This is a genomic window from Micromonospora sp. DT53 (assembly GCF_049841535.1).
Lineage (GTDB): Bacteria > Actinomycetota > Actinomycetes > Mycobacteriales > Micromonosporaceae > Micromonospora.
Window position 1 is genome coordinate 359,175 of record NZ_JBNCKM010000007.1, and the last position, 16,333, is coordinate 375,507.

Genomic DNA, 16,333 nt, shown 5'->3' on the forward strand with positions numbered 1-16,333 from the left:
AGTTGCGTTTTGAGACGACCGGTCATATCGTAATTGCTGTCAGCCAGTCGGAATCCCGGGCGAGAGGAGTGCCACGAGATGCCACGACCGAAGTCACCGGCCTCCACCGGGACCAGGCAGCGGTTGTCCGACGCCGCGTTGGACCTGTTCCACCTGCGCGGCTACAACGGGACGAGCGTCCAGGACATCGTCGCCGCAGCCGGGGCGCCCAAGGGCACCTTCTACAACCACTTCGCCAGCAAGGAGGACCTCGCCCTCGACTCGGTGGCGAGATACTCCGCGGCGATGGGGCTGGAGATGCTCGACGAGAAGCAGGGTGGCACGGCGCTCGAGCGGATCACCGGTCATCTCCGTCGCATCTCCGGCCTCGGCGACACCATGGGTGACCGTGGGTGCCTGCTCGGCAACTTCGCCACCGAAATCCCGGCACACAGCGACGTTCTGCGCAACGCCGTCGATGCCGGCTTCGGCCGCTGGGTCGCCGCGCTTGCCACCGCAATCGAACAAGCGCGGGCTGCTGGTGACCTGCACGGCGACGAACCCGCCGCTGACCTCGCCGGCTTCATCGTCTCAAGCTACGAGGGCGCGGCAGCGCGGGCGAAGGCATCCGGCGACCCGGCCGCTCTCCACGAGTTCTTCACGATCACCACGGCCCGGATCCTCACCTGATCCGCGTCCGATCCCAGCGGTAACAGTCCGCGTCGTCCCATCTGACGCGGCGTGTACCCAATCCAAGACGACCGGTCGTACGCCTTCGACCGGGAAGCAGTACCCACACTGAGGAGTGAGACATGAGCACGTACCTGATCAATCACCTGCGTATCCCGGGCGGAGTGCCGACCGAGGAGTCCCTGCGTTACCTGGAGCAGGTGCAGGCCACCACCGAGGCGTACGGCGCCAAGTGGCTCGTCCTGGATGCCGCGGTCGAGGTCCTCGAGGGCAGCTGGCCCGGTTCCGTCGTGCTGATCGAGTTCCCGAACGCGGAAACCGCCAAGACCTGGTACAACTCGCCCGAGTACCAGGCGATCCTGGCGCTACGCGTCGATCACACCATCAACGACCTGGTCCTGGTGGACTCCGTCGGCCCGGACTTCACGGTGGCCGGCTACGCGCGTCAGATCCGAACCCTGCTCGGCCAGTGACCCGCGCTCACTGACCTGCCGTACCGCGATCCCCGCGCACGCCATGCCGTGCGCGGGGTCGGGCGGCTACATGAAGTTGCGGGTGTGCAGGGCGGAGAGCGCCGCCGCCTCGTCGGCCCGGAAACCGAGGCGGACGAGCCGGCGCTGACGGCCCTGATCCATCGCGTGTTGCAGAGCCTGCACGCGGTCGAAGCCGGCGGACACGTCGTTCGGATGCCAACCACCCGCCGCCAGCACCACAAGCGCGTCGAAGACGTCCGCGTTGAGCCCCGCTGTGTCGACGAGCGCGTCGTGGCGGCGGTGGATGGCCGCCCGCAGCCGGTCCCGTAGCAGCGGATCCAGCTGCGCCTGATGCTCCAGGTGTGCCATGCCGAACACCACGTGCCGGCGCTCGTCCTGCATGGCTAGCCAACAGATCCGCCGCGTCACCGGGTCCGGCGCGTTCTCGTGCAGAAACGAGAGCAGATCGACGAAGCTGCCCTCGCCGAGCACGGAGAGCAGGAACGACGCCAACGCGAAGTCCGACTCCGCGACAAGCGTGAACAGCGACTGCCGACCGCCAGCGGATGACGTTCCCATCTCGGCGCCCCGCAACAGTGCCCGCCGGCTGAAGACCTCCATGTGCCGGGCCTCGTCGGCCATCTGCACGGCCAGGAGCTGCACCACCTCCCGGAAGTGCGGATGGATGCGCCCCACGAACCGGGCCGGTACGACGAGGGCGGCCTGCTCGTTCTCGACCAGGTAGGTCATCACCTGGACCACAGCGGCCTCGACGTCGGCCGGCAGCGCGAACGCGTCGTCCCACGGCACCGCGGTCTGCGGGTCCCACTGCCGCGCGGCCGCCTGCGCGTACAGGTGGGGGGCGATGTCGGCCCAGACCAGGTCCCGGTCGTCCAAGTCGAACCGGGCCTCCGGACCACCGGCTTCGAGGAGCGCGCCCCGGGCGCCGAGCCCCCACCGCGCCGGTGGACGGCTGCTGAGCGCCGACGGCAGAGCCGGCCCGGCCCGCTCCGCGCCGAACCAGCGGTCGTCATCCGCCGACCCGCGGACCACCACCGCGACGAGGTCGCTCCGGTCACCCCGGTCCGGCCACTCGACCCGATGGCCCCGACCACGACACCAGGCGGGCAGGTGTACGCGCAGCGCCGGGTCGCGGCCGGACACCGCCAACCGTGCGCCGGGCGGCAACCCGGCCAGGGCGCGTTGCACGAGCAGGTGCGCGCCCCGGCCGAAACCCAGGTCACCCAGGTCGACCTCGGCGACCGGCGCCGCGCTCACGGCCGGTAGTCCGTGGCCGTCACCCGCCCGTCGGGGGAGTAGAAACCGCTGGTGTCGACCGCGTCGGCGAGGACGGCATACCCCGTGCTGCGGCCCTCCCGCCAGGCCGTGAGCCCCTCCAGGTCCAGCAGCGGACGCACCTGGGGATCGGTGTACGACATGCCGAGCAACAGCGCGCCGAGGAGCCGGACCCCCTCGGATTCCGGCACGCGGACCGTCATGTTGCAGTGGTCGTAGGGTGCGGTCTGCGCCACGATCCGGGTCCCGTCGGGCGGTAACGTGCCCTCCTGAACGAACGTCAGATGGTTGGCGTCGATCATGCAGGCGGCGTCGACCTCCCCGGCCACCAGGGCGCGAGCCGCGTCGCGCTCGCCGCCGATGTGGTCGCCGTGCAGGCCGACGCCCACGTCGAAGCGACGTACGTCGACGGTGACCCCGCGCGCCGCGAGGTGGTCCAGGGGGATCAGCGTCGCCTGTGGACTGTCGACCGCCCCGACGGCGACCACCCGTCCGGTGAGGTCCGCGATCTGGCGCACCGGCGAGTCCGCGCGAACCACCACGACCGAGGTGAGGTCCTGGTCGGTGTCGCGCATGGTGAGCGCGCGTACGGCCGTGCCGTTGGCGGCAGCCAGCCGCTCGGCCCGCAGCCAGGCCAGGGGAGAGTTCCAGGCGGCGTCGATCCGCCCGGCGAGGAGGTCCTCGACCTGTCGCTCGTAGTGCGAGTAGAGGACGAAGTCGAAATCCAGGCCCCGCCCGCGCAGCCAGGCCCGGAAGCCCTCCCAGATGGTCACCACCTTCGGGTCATACGCGACCGCGCCCAGCAGGACAGTTGGCGTGGGCATCAGCGGTTGGCCCCGTCGAACAGCGGCAGCCCGGTGGCGACCCGACCGACGAAATCGTGCAGGGCGTCGGTGGTCGGTGCCATCACCCGGGCCGCCCGTGCGTCCCGGAAACGGCGCTCGAGGCCCAACTCCTTACGGAACGCGCTGCCGCCGCACAGCTGCATCGCGCCATCGGTCACGTCGGCGACGGTCTCGCCGGCGAGCGCCTTGACCTGCAACACCCGCAGTATCGCGTCGTCGCGGCCGGTCTCCAGAGCGGTGAGCGTGTCGCCCAGGAAGGCGCGCAGTGCGTCGGTGCGGATCATCAGTCGGGCGAGGTCGCGTCGGGTGACGGGCGCGTCGCGCAGGGCGGCGCCGGTGTGCGTGAGCGTGGTCCCGGTGAGATGTCGGCCGGCCTCGGCCACCGCGCTGTCGGCGAGACCGAGGCAGAAGGCGGCGTTGAGCACCAGGAACCAGGGCAGGACCGCGCCGAGCGCGGTGTCGAGGCCGGCGCCGTCAGCCGCCATCCTCGCCGCCGATGGCACCCGGAGCCCGTCCGCGGTCATCGGGCGAGAGCCGTTGCCGCGCAGGCCCAGACCGTCGAAGTCGCCTGTCACGCTCAGGCCGGCGCCGTCGGCCGGCACGAGCCACAGCGTCATCGGGCCGGCATCGGGGTTCAGCGGAAGGCTCGACCAGACGTAGCTGTTGGCCTCGCCGGCCGAGGTGACCCAGCTCTTACGGGCATCGAGGCGGACCGTGTCGTCGTCGGCGGCTGTCGCGGTGCCGGTCGGCGACCAGAAGTGGCTGCGCGAGCCGTACTCCGAGAATGCCACGGTGGTGAGGTGATCGCCGGCGGCGATGGCAGCCCGGACGTCGCGCGGGCCGTGCGCCTCGATGACGGCCGTCGCCGCGTAGTGCATGAGCACCACCATCGCGGTGGACCCGCACTCGGCGGCCAGCCGCTCGACGACCCCGGCAACCGCCCGCATGCCATGGCCGCCGCCACCGACCTCGGTCGAGGAGGCCAGGCCGAGCAGGCCGGCTGCGGCGAGAGCGTCGACACCCGGACGGGGGAAGGCCCCATCCTGGTCGACGAGCGGCGCTTGCGGGCGGATCACGTCGTCGATCACCGTGCCGAGCGTGTCCGTGGGATCGGTGGCGGTCTGGGCACTGTCGACACTCGTCGTCATGCCGGTACCTCTTCCGACGTGCCGATGGGACCGCCGCCGACACTATCCGAATCCGAAGACTCAGCGCGAGCGTCGGATCACCGTCTGACGCGGGCGTTGTCCCGGAGGGGTCGGCCGTGCCCGTCGTCCCGGTCGATGCGCAGTTCCCGTTCCAACTCGGTGATGACCGCCCGCAGGTCGTCCAGCCGTTGGGTGAGCGCGATGCGGTCCACCTCGTCCGGTACGCCGTCGCCGTCCTCGTCGTACCCGGGCGCCAGGCGCTCGGTCATCTCCAACCGGCGGGCCTCCTCCATGGAGTTCACGATGACCGCGATGAGGATGTTGAGCAGCAGGTTGACGGTGATGACCACGTAGCTGACGTAGTAGAGCAGCGTCCACGGTGAGATCGCCATGCCCTGCTCGATGAGGTCCGGCAGCGTCTCCAGCGACAACAGCACGAACAACGTCAGCAGCGATCGGCCGATGTCGCCGTACTCCTCCGGATACCTGTTGCCGAAGATCAGCCAGCCGGCCATGCCGTACACGTAGAGCGTCACCACGGCCAGGGCGAGGAACCCGGTGACGCCCGGCAGGCTGCGCCACAGCGCGGAGACGATGGTCCGCAGACCCGGCGAGAACCGCACCAGGCGGACCATCCGGGCGACCCGCACGACCCGCAGCAGCGCCGGGTCGCCGTGCAGGCCCGGGATGAAGATCGCCGCGATCACCACGAAGTCGAAGACGTTCCAACCGTGTCGGAAGAAGTCCTGTGGGCGCCTGCCGTAGGCGGCCAGCCGGACGGCGATCTCCACGACGAAGACGGCCCGGAAGGACAGCTCCAGCCCGTGCAGCGCGGTGCCCGCCGGGCTCAGGTCGTCGTACGTCTCCAGGCCGAGAACGATGCCGTTGGCGAGGATGACCACGACGATGGCGATCTCGAAGGGGCGGGACCGGGCGAGCCGGTCGCAACTGTCGGTCCAACCCGAGCGGTGCCGCGGTGGTGTGGACTGCCCACCCCGCGGAGCGGGCACGGGTGCGTCACTCACCAGTCGGCCGGCTCGATCGGGCGCGCCGCGGCGGGGGCCCACCTCCGGCCGTCGTCGTGGCGGTGCGGATGGTGTGTGGGCATGCCCACCAGCCTAGCCAAGATCAACGTTGCTGGGCGACCGTGCCCGTTCAGCGTCGACTCGCCTGCCCCAGCGCCGCGAAGAAGTCGGCGAGTGGGCCGACGATTCTCGGGTGCGCGCGGCTGACGGCGTCGTGGCCACTGCGCGGAATCGTCAGCGTCCGGGCGCGCGGCAGGGCGCGGGCCAGTGCCGTGTTCTGCTCGACGTAGTACGGCGGGCCGTCGGCGCCGCAGGCCAGCAGCACCTCGGCGCTCACCCCGGCCCACTGGGTGGCCGGGCCGTCGTGCGCCAGGATCAGGGCCGACTCATCCAACGCTGTCGGCAGTAGCTCGCCCATCGTCCGGCCGATCGGCGTACGCATGAACGCGCGGATGATCGCGATGCGGACGCCGAGCGGGAGCCTCCCCGCTGCCGTGTGTGAATTGATTCCCGCGGTCGTGATGGCGAGGCTCCGGGCGGTGTCGCCGGCCCGTGCTGCCGCCTGGGCGGCCGCGAGCCATGTCATCGGAAAGCTGCCGTTGATCGAGACTGCAGCGTCGTAGAGGGCGAGTCGGTTGATCGGCAGTCGGAGCGCGGCTTCGAGGGCCATGAAACCTCCTGCGCTGTGGCCGATGACGTTGCCGGAACCGGTGTGCTCCAGTACCGCGGCGAGGTCGTCGACCTCCTGGTCCACGGTGTAGGGCATGGACCTCGGTGGTGCGTCGGCCCGCCCCCGTCGGTTGTACAGGTGCACGGTGAACCGGTCGGCGAGCGCGGTGGCCAGCCGCCGGTAGATGTCGATGGTCACGCCGCCGCCGTGCACCACGACGATCCCGGGCCCCGCGCCCGTCGAATGCAACGCGATGGTCGCGCCGTCCCGTGCCCTGACCCGCTCCATGCTCGGCCCACCCTTTCGACGCTGACATCAACTGCGAACGACGTTTGCAGTTTACAGTAGATCAGATGAGTGACATAGCCGCGAGTGGCGGCCCCGACCGGCAGCCGATCTGGAGCAGACCCGAACGCGGCAGCCGCGGGCCCGCCCCGGGGCATAGTCGTGACAGCATCGTCGTAGCTGCCATCGCCCTGGCCGACACCGAAGGGCTGGCCGCGGTGTCGATGCGTGCCGTGGCCGCCGCGCTCGGCGCCGGCGCGGGATCCCTCTACCGCTATCTCTCGTCCCGCGACGACCTGCTGGACCTGATGACCGACCGGGCCGTGGGGGAGCTGCGCCCGTACCCCCAGGTGGAAGACGACTGGTTAGAGACGATGGTGCTGCTGGGGCAGCGCCAGTTGGTGCTGTTCGGCGCTCACCCGTGGCTGCTCGACGTGATCCACCGGCCCTCCGGCGTCGGTCCGGAGAGCCTGGCCTGGTTCGACCACTGCCTCCGGATCCTGGAACCCGTGCGCTGCCCAGTGGCCGCCAAGTTCGAGGCCATCGCGATGATGACCGGCGTGGTGAGCCTCTTCGCCCGCCGCGAGTCCGCCGCCGGGGCGTTCAGTCTCGCCGGGGTGGATCTCACGGCGTACCCGTACCTGGTCGCGGCGTTCAGTCAGCCCGCCGGGCCGGCGCCCCGGGCGGACCTCGTCGGACGGACCCTGCGCAGTCTGCTGTCCGGTCTGCTGCTCGTCGATTCGACCGACGCGGGCTGACCGCCTCGGCGGACCGACGGTTTGGCCGTTCCTGCGCGCGCCTCGACTAGGTTCTCGATGATGAGCGGGGCCAGGTGACCCCGCGCCAGCTCCGGAGAGGTGCGCGATGTCCGACCCTGATCTTGTTGACCTGCGCCAACGGGCCAAGGACGGTGACCGGGACGCTATCGACCAGCTCGTCGAGCTCGCGGGGGAGCGGGGTGACCTGGCCGAGCTGCGTCAGCTCGCCGAGGACGGTAACACCGACGCGGCGGCCCAACTGGTCGAGCTTGCCACCGAACTCGGCGACCTGGCCGAGCTGCGGCGTCTCGCCGACCGGGGTGACCGGGGCGCCGCTGACCAGCTCGTCGAGTTGGCCGCGGAGCGGGCGGACGTCAGCGAACTTCGCCGGCTCGCCGACGGCGGGAACCGCGATGCGGCCGACGTCCTGGCCGAGCTCACCGACGAGCGGGACGAGGCGGAGTAGTCGGCCCGGACGCGGGAACGTCCGGTGTCACGGCGCTGCGGTGAGGTATCGGCGGTAACCGACGGCGGACTGCGCGAAGCCGATTGACGCGTAGAACCGATGGGCCTCGGTGCGCGCGGCGTTCGACACCACTTGGATCTTGTAGCAGCCGGCCGCCACCGCGTCGTCGAGCGCCGCGAGCATGAGAGCCCGGGCGACCCCACGACGGCGCCATCCGGGTGCGACCACCACGTTCTCCACCAACATGTACGGTCGCGCGCCGTGGGTGAGGTTCGGGGCGACGAGGGTGTCCACGGTGCCCACGAAGGTGTCCCCGGCGACGGCCAGCAGGAGGCGCCGGCCAGCCTGCGCGTGCAGGGCGGGCCAGGCGGTGGCCAGCCGGGTGGCGTCCGGCCGTGCGTCGTCGGGAGCGAGCTGCCACAGCACGTCGAAGACCCGCTCGGGGTCGTCCTCCGGCACGGCGGCGCGGACGACGAAGTCGCCGTCGCTCACCGGGCCGACGCCGGAGGGTCCAGGTCGGACCGCGCGGGGTGCCGGCAGAGCTGTTCATCGACGTGCCTGAGCATGCCGTCGAGGATACGTGCCCGGCTGCACCGCGTGGCGGGCGACGGCGACCGGGGCCCCCGTCGCCCGCTCCGGCGATGACCCCGGGTCAGGCCCGCGCGGCCCGGATGGCGTCGCGCAGCGCGGTGCTCGGCCGGCCGAGCAGCCGGCTGAGGTCGTCGCTGTCGGTCGCCAGCTCGCCGTTGGCGATCGAGCGGTCGAGCGCGGCGACGAAGCCGGCGGTGCCGGCGTCGAGGCCGACGTTCTGCAGGGCTGAGGCCAGCTCGGCGGCGGACATGTCCTGGTGGACGACTGTGGTGCCGGTCACCTCCGTGACCGCCTCGGCCAGCTCGTCGAAGGTGAACGCGGTGCCGCCCAGTTCGTAGACGGCGTTGCCGTCCTCCGCGCGGGTCAGCGCCGCCACGGCGGCCCCCGCGTAGTCGGCCCGGGTCGCGGCGGAGATCTTGCTGCCGCCGGTGGCGCCGAGGATCGTGCCCGACCCCAGGTACTGCGGCAGCTGGTCGGTGTAGTTCTCGGTGTACCAGCTGTTGCGCAGCACGGTGTAGGTCAGACCGGACGCGGCGAGGACCTCCTCGGTGGCCTTGTGCTCCGGGGCGAGTGGGTTCGCGGTGGTGTCGGCCTTCAGGATGCTGGTGTAGACGAGACGCTCGACCCCGGCGAGCTTGGCGGCGTCGATGACCGCGGTGTGCTGCGCGACGCGCTGACCGGGAGTGTCGCCGGAGATGAGCAGCAGGCGCCGTACGCCGGCCACGGCGCCGGGCAGCGTCGACGGATCGTCGTAGGTGGCCTTGCGGATCTCGACCCCGCGCGCGGCCAGGTCGGCGGCCTTCTCCGGGCTGCGGACGATGGCGGCGATCTCGGCGGCGGGTACGCCGCTGTCGAGCAACTGCTCGATCACCAGGCGGCCCAGTCGGCCGGTGGCGCCGGTCACGGCGTAGGTGGGCATGGGAACCTCCGGGGCTAGTGGCATATCTGCAAGCACTTACGAATCTATAGCACTTACCTTTAGTCAGCATGAGTTAGGCTGGTGAGGTGAACGACAGGCCGGCCCAGGACCCGGCGGGGCCTACCCAGGAATTCGTCAGCGATGTCTTCGCGCGGGGGTGCACCTCCCGCGCGGCCTTCGAGGATGTCACCTCGAAGTGGGCCTCGCTGGCCCTGTTGGCGCTCGGCGAGGGTCGCTACCGGTTCAACGCGCTGCGTCGCCGCATCGACGGGGTCAGCGAGCGGATGCTCTCCCAGACCCTGCAGACCCTCGAACGCGACGGAATGCTCACCCGCGAGGTGCTCACCGCGATCCCACCGCGCGTCGAATACTCGCTGACCCCCCTCGGCGCCCGGGTCGCCGAGCAACTGCGGGGCCTCGCCGATCTGCTGGAGGCCTCGGTGCCCGAGCTGCGGACCGCCCGCGACAGCCGCGAACGCGACCAGGGCTAGCCCCGAACGTCGGGCGACGCCGCGCTGGTCGGCGTCCCGCACCAGCCTCGTCGACGAAGGCGTGGACCGTCTCTCAGGTGTTCAGCGTCTCGCGCGGCGGCACACCGTAGCTGGCGTGGTATCGCGCCGTGAACCTGCTGTGGCTGGCGAACCCCCACCGACTGGCGATCGCCGAGACCGTCTCCTGGCGTGGGTCGGCGCGTACCAGGTCGTGGTGTGCCCGAACGAGCCGGATCCGACGTAGGTGGGCCATGGGGGTGGTCCCGAGATGACGGCGGAAGGCGAGTTGCACCGCGCGGAGGGAGACGCCGGCCGCGTTGGCGATGTCGACCGCGCTGATGTCCCGGTCGGCGTGCTCCTCCAGAAACGCTATCGCCCGGCGCAGCGTGGTGGTGGTGGCGTCGTTTCGGTCCGCGGCGGTCGGTTCGGTGAACGCGGTGTTGGGAAAGACCGCGAGCGCCGCCGCGGCCAGCATCCGGGCGGCGTTGCCGATCACCAGCGACTGCGCCCCGGCGGATGGGCTGTTCAACACGACGTCGCGGACGAAGCTTGTGGTGTTGCGCCACTGCCGGGCGAGGGCCGGGCTGGTGGCACCCAGCTCGGTGAACTGGATGCGACCGGGCCGGCGGGCCGGCGCGGTGGTGGCCACCTGCGCCAACACCGACAGGTCCAGGACGCAGAGCTCCACCTCGCCGGGATGCCAGCGGACCGCGCACGGCTCCTCCGGCCTGGTGACGAGGAAGACCTCGCCGGGGCCGAACCGGTGGGCCGGTCCGGCGCAGGAGCGATCGACGCGGGCGGTGCGGGTGCTGCCGATGACCAGCCCGCCGAGGTTGTTGGCGTCGATCTCCAGGTGTCCGGTCTGGCGGGTGGTCGCGATGGCGAAGGGACCGGTGTCGACGCGCCGATGGGTGAGCCGGTAGCCGTTCCTGCTCTGAATGCGCAGCTTCGGGTCGTACGTGGCGGACAGGAATTCCTCGATGGCCGCCGGGTCACGGCTGTCGAACTGGTGGGTCTGCACTGGCGATGACGTCATCCGCTGTCTCCGTCCGGTGGAGGTGCCGCCGGGTCGTGGAACGGGTGCCGACGGCAGGATCGGGACGTGCCGGGGTGCTCGGCGGTGACCCGGCACGTCGTTGCCGGCGGTGCGGTGAAGTGGAACGTCGCGAGCGGGACGGCAGCGACCGGTTGCGGGCGTCGGATCTGGTCTGACCATTCAGTGGTGCTGAGGCGCAATATCTGTAGATGGGAATCTCACCATACGACAGTCGCCGGCGCGTCGTCCCGCGAATCGGTGCGGTGTGTCGGCAGCTCGACTTCGTTTTTTGGCTAGCGCGCCGAATGGTTCTACGTCTGCTGTCCTAGCCACCCGCGTGGCCGACAGCGAAATCTTGTTCATGATTCGTCGGGGGACGACCGGGTCACTGCCGGGAGACCGGCCCACGGAGGGGGGAAACGTTGGACAGTACCGATCCTGACCGCGTCGTTCGGCTGGCCGTGGGGGAGGCACTGGCCCGGGTGGCGGACGAGGACAGCCTGGGTCTGGGCGAGGGTGACGCGCTGGCGAGGCTCGGGGGTGGGCTGCGTGAGGTGCTGCGCCGCGCCCTCGACGACCGGGTCCCACTGACCACGCCGGACTTCGTCGACCTCTGCCGCGACCTGGGTCTGCACCGTGACGCCTTCGACCTGCTGGGGCACTACCTGATGACCGCGTTGCTGACCCAGCACGTCGGACCGGACGCCCTGATCCGCGTCGGGGTGCTCTTCGGCACCGTCGGACGCTACCTGCCCGGTGCCCGTCCGGTGGTCCACCGCAACGAGGGCCCCGCGCCACGGCGGCGCGACGTCCGCTCGGACAACAGCGTCGTCGGTCGGTACCGCCGCGCCAAGCTGCCGGAGCACCTCCCCAACCCGCCGAGCTGGACCTGCACCGGCTGCGGCCGCGAGTGGCCCTGCGCCACCAAGCAGAGCCAACTGCTCGCCGAGTTCGGTGGAGCGCGCGCCTCCCTCGCGGTCTATCTCGGCTCCTGCCTCGTCGCCGCCGCCCAGGATCTGCCCACCCTGCCGCTGCCGCGGGTCCGGCTGCGATTCCTGGGCTGGCTGCCGCGCGCCCGGATCTGACAGGTCCGTCGGCGGCCCACCCAACGTCCGGAACCCGGATCGGTGTGGACACTAGGCAGCAGGCGCATCGATGCGGTGGAATGTGATCCACGTGTGGCGCTCCGGGAGGACATCGATGACGCCTGCTCCGCGGCCCGTCGGCACCCGCGCACGGGTCGCCGTCGTCCTGGTCGGTCTGCTGGTCGCGGCACTGCCCGCGGCCCCGGTGACCGCCGCTCCCGGGGCAGCCTCCCCGGGCGCGGCGCAACCGGCGGCAGGGCACCTTCCGCCGCCCGCGCACGTGGTGGGCGACCAGACGGTCCCCGCCTACTCCTACGCCGACGCGATCCGGGAGAGCGTCTGGGTGGAGACCCGCGCCGACACCGATGGCGACGGCGTGCGCGACCGGGTGGCGGTGGACCTCGTCCGGCCCCGGGAAGCCGCCACCGCCGGGGTCCGCGTACCGGTCATCATGGATGCCTCGCCCTACTACCTCTGCTGTGGTCGGGGCAACGAGGGCGAGCTCAAGACGTACGACGCGGCCGGTGTGATCGCCAAGGCGCCGCTCTTCTACGACAACTACTTCGTTCCGCGCGGGTACGCCTTCGCCGCCGTGGACCTGGCCGGCACCGCCCGCTCCACCGGCTGCGAGGACGTCGGCGGCCCGGCCGAGGTGGGCAGCGCCAGGGCCGTCGTCGACTGGCTCAACGGACGGGCCCGCGCGTTCACCGCCGACGGCCGACCGGTGAACGCGGCCTGGAGCACCGGCCAGGTCGGCATGATCGGCAAGTCGTGGGACGGCTCGGTCGCCAACGGGGTCGCCGCGACCGGCGTGCCGGGGCTGGCGACCATCGTGCCGATCTCGGCGATCTCCAGCTGGTACGACTACATGCGCTACCAGGGGTCACTGGTCGCCACCGACTATCCCGGCTACCTGCACTCGGATGTCAGCGGCCGCCCCGAGGCGGCCTGCGCGGAGGTGCTGGCCCGGCTGCGCGCCGACAGCGCCGACGAGACCGCTGACTACAACGGCTTCTGGGCGCAACGCGACTACCGGCCCTCGGCCGGCCGGGTCCGGGCCAGCGTCTTCGTGGCGCACGGCCTCAACGACCTGAACGTCACGACCAACCAGTTCGCCCGCTGGTGGCAGGCGTTGGCCGAGCAGGGCGTGCCCCGCAAGCTCTGGCTCCACCAGGCCGGCCACCAGGACCCGTTCGACGTCCGACGCGCCGAATGGGTGGCCGCCCTGCACCGCTGGTTCGACTACTGGTTGCAGGGGCTGCGCAACGGGGTGATGGACGAGCCTCGGGTCGACCTGGAGACCGCGCCGGGCACCTGGACGACGCAGCGCGACTGGCCCGCCCCCGGCACCCGGGACATCCGGGTGGCCCTCGGCGCCGGCGACGGGGTGACCGGCACCCTCGGCGGGCGCGGCGCACGGCCGGGCCGGGAGCAGGCGTACGTCGACGGGTCACTGTTCGAGGACGAGGTGGTCGCCGAGCCGAACACCGCTACCGCCGGCCGGTTGGTCTTCCTCTCCGGCACCCTGAGCGCTCCACTGCGGATCTCCGGCAGCCCGTCGGTGCGGCTCCGGGTCCGGGTGGACCGGCCGACCACCCAGCTGACCGCCCGGCTGGTCGACTACGGCACCGCCGAGCGACTGCTGCTCAGCGGCGCGGGGGGCGTGCGGACGTTGGACACCGAGTCCTGCTGGGGAGCCTCCACCAGCGTCGACGACGCGTGCTATCGGGACACCGAGGAGGTCACCGCGGTCTCCGACCACGCGGTGTTGGCCCGGGGGTGGCTCGACGCCGCGCACCACCGCTCGTTGCGGTTCAGCACCCCGCTACGACCGGACCTGTGGTACACGGTGACGGTGCCGCTGAACGCGTACGACGCGGTGGTGCCCGCCGGGCACGTCCTCGGTCTGGTCCTCGGCCAGAGCGACCCGGAGTTCACCGACACCGACGACCGGGACGCCACCGTGCGGGTCGATCTCGGCCGCAGCGAGCTGATCCTTCCGATCGCCGGCCACGGCGTGCTGCCCGCCGTCGATGTCGCACCGTCGGTGGTCACCGCGCCGGCCGACCCGTCGGCCGCCCGCACGGCCCGGGACACCCGGCAGGTGCCCTGACCCGGCCGGCCTCGGTCCTGATCGGGCACTCCGCGCGGTCGCGGGGTGACCCGTTGCTGCCCCGGCCGCGCTTCCCACGGGTTGGGGCAGGGTGTTCATCGGGAGCACCCGCTGCGTACGGCGGCTGTTCACCGCCCTCTTCGAGGCTCCTTGATCGAAAGAGCATTCGCTTGATCGAGGAAAGGCTCTCACGTGAGAGACAAGCATCCCGAAGAGACCGAGCACGCGCAGTTGTCCCGGCGCAAGCTGGTCAAGTACGCGGGCGTCGGCGCGACGCTGGCCGCCGCCAGCCCGCTCGTCGGCGCCGGAGCGGCGTGGGCCGACGAGGACCGCCGCCCGGGTGACGACGACAGGACCGACCGGGGTAACTCCAAGAACCGGGTGTGGCGCGCGGGCGACCACCACATCCACTCCGAGTACAGCGGCGAGTTCGACACCACGAAGTCCCCGATCGTCTTCCACAAGGGCGCGGACGCGGTCTACCCGATCGTCACCAACGCCATCATGGCGAAGAACTTCGGCCTGACCTGGGCGATGTGCACCGACCACGGTGGGCCGACCCACTCGAAGGTGAACATCGAGCAGGCGTACCCCGACCTGCTGCGGTCGCGCAAGCTGGTCCCCGAGGTGCTCCAGTTCTGGGGCATGGAGTTCGACGCGCCCTCGCTGGACCACCACACGCTGATGATCCCGCGCCACGACGACGAGGCGAAGCAGCTCTTCGAGCTGGAGAGCCGGTTCGCCAAGTACGACGCGTTCCCCACCGATCCGGCCCGCGACACCGAGGCCAGGATGGTGGAGTTCCTCAAGGTCGCCCGGGGCATGCCGCACAAGCCGCTGGTGATCGCCCACCACGCGTCCCGTTCGGCGCCCGGTCTCGGCGTCTACGGTCAGGACACCCCGCGCGAGTTCCGCAACGGCAACAACGCCGCGCCGGACGTCTACATCGGCTTCGAGGGCGCGCCCGGCCACCAGGCCGGCCCGCTCAACGGTGGCAAGCGGGGCGGCTACGGCAACCACCCCACCTACGGCGGATTCGACCAGATGACCGCCCGGGTCGGCGGCCTGTGGGACTCGCTGCTCGGCGAGGGTCGGCGCTGGTGGATCACCGCGACCTCGGACTCGCACGTGCACTGGACCCGCGGTGGCTCCGACTTCTGGCCGGGCGAGTACAGCAAGACGTACGTGCACGCCCGCCAGGACTACGGCGACATCATGGACGGTCTGCGCAACGGCCGGATCTGGGTCACCACCGGCGACCTGATCCGCGGCCTCGACGTCACCGCCACCTCCCAGGGTCGGACCGCCGAGGTGGGCGAGACGATCACGGTGAGCCGTCGGAGCCGTACCGATGTCGATATCGAGATCACGTTCCGCCCGCTCGGTGGGGTGAACGCGAACGGCGACCGGCCCGAGGTCCGCCGAGTCGACCTGATCGTCGGCCAGATCACCGGCCCGAACGCCAACCTGGACGCCGACACCAACCCCACCACCAAGGTGGCGGCCCGGTTCGGCCCGCGGGACTGGCGGCGGCACGGCGACAGCTACGTCATCCGGCACACCCTGCGCAACGTCGAGGCGGACACCTACGCGCGGGTGCGGGGCACCAGCACCGACGAGGCCGAGCCGCTCGCCGACGGGCTGGAGAGCCCGTGGGACGACCTGTGGTTCTACTCGAACCCGGTGTTCGTGCACGTGCGGTAGGGATGTCGCGGGCCGGTCCGGCACCCGCTCGGCGGACGACGTCGGGCGGTGCGGGGCCGGCCCGCCCTGCGGTCAGTCGGCGCTGCGGCGGCGGGCTCGGGGGGTGGCGGTTCGACCGCTTCGCGCCGCCGCGGCGCCGGTCCGGCGCGCAACGGGTGCCGCCGGGTCGGCCTGCGCCTGCGTCACCACCTCGCAGAGGTCGCGCAGCGGGTCCACCGCCTGGGCCGAGCAGGCGACCTTCTGGAGCAGTGACCGCAACGTCGCCGACTCGGTAGGCGTCAGCGCCCCCAGCAGATGTGACTCGACCTGCCGCAGCGCCAACCGCCGCTGCTCCCAGGCGGCACGGCCCGCGTCGGTGACCTCGACCAGCCGGTTGCGCCGGTCGGCCGGGTCGGCGCGACGGGCGACGAACCCGGGTCGCTCCAGGTCATCGATCAGGTACGTGAGGACGGTGCGATCGATGCCGATCTCCTCGGCGATCGCGCCCTGGTTCCGGGCCGGCCCGTTGGCCGCCGCGGTGAGCAGCTGGTAGCCGCGTGGGCCACCGGGGAAGTCGGTGAGCGCGTGCTCGGCCGCCCGGACGTAGCCACGGAAGACGATCCCCAGCATCCAGCCCAGGTCGTCGTCGAGCGGATCGGGCCGGTCCGGCCGGTGAGTGGCACCCGTCATGCCCCGACAATACCGCAGTGAGCGAGACCTTGTTGGCAGAAGATGTTCTGTGTGACATAAGGTTAAGCTCACGGCGCATCGTCCGACGCG

At 71.4% G+C, this 16,333-nt stretch carries 17 protein-coding genes; 8 read left to right on the forward strand and 9 right to left on the reverse strand.

Translation table 11 applies throughout. From position 1 onward, the window contains the following. The first annotated feature begins 78 nt into the window (after positions 1 to 78). Positions 79 to 669 (forward strand): TetR/AcrR family transcriptional regulator, encoded by a 591-nt coding sequence (locus ACLQ3B_RS23455; RefSeq protein WP_425782833.1) that lies wholly within the window; start codon positions 79 to 81, stop codon positions 667 to 669. A gap of 122 nt (positions 670 to 791) precedes the next feature. Further along, positions 792 to 1,142 (forward strand): DUF1330 domain-containing protein, encoded by a 351-nt coding sequence (locus tag ACLQ3B_RS23460; protein ID WP_425782834.1) that lies wholly within the window; start codon positions 792 to 794, stop codon positions 1,140 to 1,142. 66 nt (positions 1,143 to 1,208) lie between these two features. Here ACLQ3B_RS23460 and ACLQ3B_RS23465 read toward each other — a convergent pair whose 3' ends face one another. The 5 genes from ACLQ3B_RS23465 to ACLQ3B_RS23485 all read right to left on the reverse strand — a co-directional run bounded on the left by ACLQ3B_RS23465 (position 1,209) and on the right by ACLQ3B_RS23485 (position 6,414). Then, the gene (locus tag ACLQ3B_RS23465) at positions 1,209 to 2,420 is read right to left on the reverse strand and encodes a ferritin-like domain-containing protein (protein WP_425782835.1); all 1,212 of its coding nucleotides are present in this window, start codon (positions 2,418 to 2,420) and stop codon (positions 1,209 to 1,211) included. After that, the gene (locus tag ACLQ3B_RS23470; protein ID WP_425782836.1) at positions 2,417 to 3,262 is read right to left on the reverse strand and encodes a phosphate/phosphite/phosphonate ABC transporter substrate-binding protein; all 846 of its coding nucleotides are present in this window, start codon (positions 3,260 to 3,262) and stop codon (positions 2,417 to 2,419) included. Before ACLQ3B_RS23470 ends, ACLQ3B_RS23465 begins: the two co-directional genes overlap by 4 nt. Then, positions 3,262 to 4,431: an acyl-CoA dehydrogenase family protein gene (locus ACLQ3B_RS23475; RefSeq protein ID WP_425782837.1), complete on the reverse strand. Its 1,170-nt coding sequence runs from the start codon at positions 4,429 to 4,431 to the stop codon at positions 3,262 to 3,264. Before ACLQ3B_RS23475 ends, ACLQ3B_RS23470 begins: the two co-directional genes overlap by 1 nt. Before the next feature lie 77 nt (positions 4,432 to 4,508). Further along, positions 4,509 to 5,456, reverse strand: coding sequence for an ion transporter (locus ACLQ3B_RS23480; protein WP_425782838.1), 948 nt, complete (start codon positions 5,454 to 5,456; stop codon positions 4,509 to 4,511). A 130-nt stretch (positions 5,457 to 5,586) separates the two neighbouring features. After that, on the reverse strand, positions 5,587 to 6,414 hold the full coding sequence (locus tag ACLQ3B_RS23485; RefSeq protein WP_425782839.1) for an alpha/beta fold hydrolase: 828 nt from the start codon (positions 6,412 to 6,414) through the stop codon (positions 5,587 to 5,589). A 65-nt stretch (positions 6,415 to 6,479) separates the two neighbouring features. Between ACLQ3B_RS23485 and ACLQ3B_RS23490 the strand changes: the two genes are divergently transcribed. Beyond that, the gene (locus ACLQ3B_RS23490) at positions 6,480 to 7,169 is read left to right on the forward strand and encodes a TetR/AcrR family transcriptional regulator (RefSeq protein ID WP_425782840.1); all 690 of its coding nucleotides are present in this window, start codon (positions 6,480 to 6,482) and stop codon (positions 7,167 to 7,169) included. 106 nt (positions 7,170 to 7,275) lie between these two features. Further along, on the forward strand, positions 7,276 to 7,635 hold the full coding sequence (locus ACLQ3B_RS23495; protein ID WP_425782841.1) for a hypothetical protein: 360 nt from the start codon (positions 7,276 to 7,278) through the stop codon (positions 7,633 to 7,635). A 27-nt stretch (positions 7,636 to 7,662) separates the two neighbouring features. Here the strand turns inward: ACLQ3B_RS23495 and ACLQ3B_RS23500 are convergent, their stop codons facing one another. Together ACLQ3B_RS23500 and ACLQ3B_RS23505 are read right to left on the reverse strand one after the other, a co-directional pair. Further along, the gene (locus ACLQ3B_RS23500; protein WP_425782842.1) at positions 7,663 to 8,127 is read right to left on the reverse strand and encodes a GNAT family N-acetyltransferase; all 465 of its coding nucleotides are present in this window, start codon (positions 8,125 to 8,127) and stop codon (positions 7,663 to 7,665) included. 160 nt (positions 8,128 to 8,287) lie between these two features. After that, complete coding sequence (locus tag ACLQ3B_RS23505) at positions 8,288 to 9,145, reverse strand: SDR family oxidoreductase (RefSeq protein WP_425782843.1); 858 nt, start codon at positions 9,143 to 9,145, stop codon at positions 8,288 to 8,290. A gap of 86 nt (positions 9,146 to 9,231) precedes the next feature. On the opposite strand from ACLQ3B_RS23505, the gene ACLQ3B_RS23510 reads away from it, so the two are divergent. Further along, entirely contained in the window at positions 9,232 to 9,636 is a 405-nt protein-coding gene (locus ACLQ3B_RS23510) for a winged helix-turn-helix transcriptional regulator (RefSeq protein ID WP_425782844.1), read from the forward strand. A 73-nt stretch (positions 9,637 to 9,709) separates the two neighbouring features. Here the strand turns inward: ACLQ3B_RS23510 and ACLQ3B_RS23515 are convergent, their stop codons facing one another. Next, on the reverse strand, positions 9,710 to 10,672 hold the full coding sequence (locus ACLQ3B_RS23515) for a helix-turn-helix transcriptional regulator (RefSeq protein WP_425782845.1): 963 nt from the start codon (positions 10,670 to 10,672) through the stop codon (positions 9,710 to 9,712). A gap of 422 nt (positions 10,673 to 11,094) precedes the next feature. Between ACLQ3B_RS23515 and ACLQ3B_RS23520 the strand changes: the two genes are divergently transcribed. The 3 genes from ACLQ3B_RS23520 to ACLQ3B_RS23530 all read left to right on the forward strand — a co-directional run bounded on the left by ACLQ3B_RS23520 (position 11,095) and on the right by ACLQ3B_RS23530 (position 15,574). Beyond that, complete coding sequence (locus tag ACLQ3B_RS23520) at positions 11,095 to 11,757, forward strand: hypothetical protein (protein ID WP_425782846.1); 663 nt, start codon at positions 11,095 to 11,097, stop codon at positions 11,755 to 11,757. A 115-nt stretch (positions 11,758 to 11,872) separates the two neighbouring features. Beyond that, positions 11,873 to 13,870: a Xaa-Pro dipeptidyl-peptidase gene (locus tag ACLQ3B_RS23525; protein ID WP_425782847.1), complete on the forward strand. Its 1,998-nt coding sequence runs from the start codon at positions 11,873 to 11,875 to the stop codon at positions 13,868 to 13,870. 192 nt (positions 13,871 to 14,062) lie between these two features. Continuing rightward, positions 14,063 to 15,574 carry a phosphoesterase gene (locus ACLQ3B_RS23530; RefSeq protein WP_425782848.1) on the forward strand — a complete coding sequence of 504 codons (1,512 nt, stop codon included), beginning with the start codon at positions 14,063 to 14,065 and terminating at the stop codon, positions 15,572 to 15,574. A 72-nt stretch (positions 15,575 to 15,646) separates the two neighbouring features. Here the strand turns inward: ACLQ3B_RS23530 and ACLQ3B_RS23535 are convergent, their stop codons facing one another. Then, the gene (locus ACLQ3B_RS23535; protein ID WP_425782849.1) at positions 15,647 to 16,243 is read right to left on the reverse strand and encodes a MarR family winged helix-turn-helix transcriptional regulator; all 597 of its coding nucleotides are present in this window, start codon (positions 16,241 to 16,243) and stop codon (positions 15,647 to 15,649) included. Positions 16,244 to 16,333: the final 90 nt, after the last annotated feature.